Origin of the sequence: Mesorhizobium sp. M1A.F.Ca.IN.020.04.1.1 (assembly GCF_003997315.1) — a bacterium.
GTDB lineage: Bacteria > Pseudomonadota > Alphaproteobacteria > Rhizobiales > Rhizobiaceae > Mesorhizobium.
Genome location: NZ_RZSN01000333.1, coordinates 1 through 2501, shown reverse-complemented (window position 1 = coordinate 2501; position 2501 = coordinate 1). Strand labels below are relative to the sequence as shown.

Sequence of the window (2501 nt, the reverse complement as noted above, 5' to 3'; positions counted from 1 at the left end):
CATCATAGCGGTCCTGGACCTCTGCAAGCGCTGAGTCCAACCTCGTGAAAAACACCCGCCCAAGATCACGCGTTCCTTTTTCGGCGAGGATAAGGGGCGTGTCGTACTCGAACTCCTGCAACTCAAGCGCTGCCGGCACGATATCGAGCCCAGGTAAGTTCGTCGCCTTTATGAGCACGGACAGCGGCTTCCGATGGTCGTCGTAACGAAGAGCTTCGTATAGGCTTTCGTCCTGATCGACTTCTGGCTGGAACCCATGCAGGGCAGAAAGTGATGCCTGCGGATCCAGATCGATCGCAAGCACCCGATGCCCTGTCAGAGCGAGGTGCTGTCCGAGATGGGCTGCCGTCGTTGTTTTGCCGGAGCCGCCTTTGAAATTCACAACAGCAATAATCTGAAGGTGTTCTGTTCCGCGGCGGTGGGGAACGTACTTCTTCACGTCCGACCGTCCGTTTCTGTCCAGCCAATGCCGCATCTCGAGCATTTGCGCGGCTGTATAGGAGCGACGCCCCGTCGATGTGACCGCCGGCTGCGGCCCCTTGCCCTCCAGGGACAAGTTCTTCAGGTGTCCCGAACTAATGCCCAGATAGCTGGCGGCCTCCGAAAGCTGGAAGGCACGAAGGGTCTTCTTCGCGTCAGGCGGAAAGCTGTCGAGCCGATGCTTCTGCAGCCTCCTTGACAATTCGCCGCCCTGCTTCAGGATCAGTTCGTCGAAGTCGGCGAGAGCGCTTGTGAACGTGGGTGCGATATTCATCGTTGCGAATTCCAAAATGCGAATTTCCGTTGTATTCGCTTAGAAAGCGCATTTAGCTCTGATTCGAGTGGTACGACAAGGAATTTAATGTTAACAAAAGGTTAACGTCGATTCGCGCAATGCCGGTTTACTGCCGTAAACTTTCACGTGGAACACTTGGCGGCGCAGTTCTGCGAATCGTTCCCATGGGCTCTGGAGTTTACTTTAGTAAACCCGCGCCACTGATCACAATCGTGATGTGATCTCCATGAGTTGCACACATCATCTGGCGCTTTGGCCGATCAATCGCGTCTTTGCCGACACTTCGCTTTAGGTCCGCAAAACCGGCCGTCAAGGCGACCGCTACACGGCGGCAAGCCGTGTCTTGACCGGCGTCCCTGTGCCTTAAGATCATCGACGGGCAGCTCTGCCCGTCGATCGGTCAAACGCAAAGACTGGAGCCTACTGCATTAGGCAGCTGTCAGTCCGGCTCCCGGTTGGAGGGCCGTGAGATAATCGGCGGCAACCTGCGCCTTGGCAGCCGCCGTGATGATCGCGCGCTTATCATTTTTTAGCACGGCCACCCAGCTCGCCAAGTAGGCGGCGGTATTGTCCCGCGGATCATGGTCTACGCCAAGATCGGCGCATAAAAAGGCCGCGGTACATTCCGCTATGCACTCTTCCATCGCGTATGCTTCATTGCCGAACCGACCGGTCAGATCCCGGTCAAGGCGATGCTTAGCCCCCGAAAAATGTGCAAGCTCGTGCAACAGGGTCGAATAAAGATGGACCTCGCTGTCAAACCGCTCGCGGTCCGGCATGAGAATGTCGTCGATGGAAGGCCGATAGCAGGCTTTCGTGCCGCCATAACTGACCTTCGCGCGGGTATTTCCGACGAAGGCCTCGACGGTGTCGATGTGTGGAACCGGAGACGTCGGCAGCTCCTCGGCCGGGCTGAAAAACTGGTCGGGAAGGCTGTCGATCTGCTCGACATTGAAGACGGTATAGCCCTTCAGATACGGAATGGCGCGGTCCTCATCGTCCTCGTGGTCCTTTGGGGTGAACGTGCCGTATTTGACGACGAGCGTGCCTTTCTCGCCCTTGCGGACCTGAGCGCCGAGATCCTGCGCTTGCCGATAGGTCATCCAGGTATTTTCCTCGTAGCCGAACGTCTGACCGGCGACCCACAACATCAGGACGTTGATGCCGCGGTAGGCTTCGCCGGTTGCGCGGCGCGGGGTCAGTGAGCGGCGGGCATTGCCGCGCCAGGGGCGAATCCAAGGCTTGGTGCCGGCCCCAAGCTGCTCGACAATGGTATCCGTGATGCGCTGGTAATTGTCCTTGATGCTCTGCATGGCCGTCTCCATCCGTTGGTTGACGGCAGGGAACGGAGATAGCCGAAACGAGCCCACGCACCCGAAGGGCCGAAACGGTAGAGGAGGACCGCGAAGCGGTTGCGTGGGGGAGGGGCTATCGTAGCTTGTCCGTCAAATCACCCAACGGACGGAGACGGCCAAAGCATGGACACCTGCGGCTGCTACGGCGCCATGAGCAACTTGTAGGCGACGATCGCCGTCATCGCTCGCGGTCGTCGTCGCGCTCTCTCGCGCGCTGCGCCGCCATATCAGCCTCGATTGCCTTCAACGCGGCGCCGGAATGCTGCTGTGATGCTTCGGCCCTTTCCGACCGCGACTGTGCCTGGATGTCCTGCGGATCGCGGCTGAGGCGGGAAAAGACCGATCTGGCGGTGGGGGGGATAACCGCCTCG

General features: G+C 58.9%; 2 protein-coding genes and 1 pseudogene. All 3 read right to left on the bottom strand.

Annotated elements, in window-relative coordinates; all coding sequences use genetic code 11:
* Positions 1 to 754: AAA family ATPase (locus EOA49_RS31450; RefSeq protein WP_164749369.1), on the bottom strand; the 754-nt coding region annotated here is incomplete at its 3' end.
* Between the two features lie 449 nt (positions 755 to 1203).
* Positions 1204 to 2088, bottom strand: a complete 885-nt coding sequence (locus tag EOA49_RS31445; RefSeq protein ID WP_127241537.1) for a zincin-like metallopeptidase domain-containing protein — start codon at positions 2086 to 2088, stop codon at positions 1204 to 1206.
* A gap of 220 nt (positions 2089 to 2308) precedes the next feature.
* Positions 2309 to 2501 (bottom strand): annotated as a pseudogene (locus EOA49_RS33205) (cell filamentation protein Fic); the annotation flags it as partial.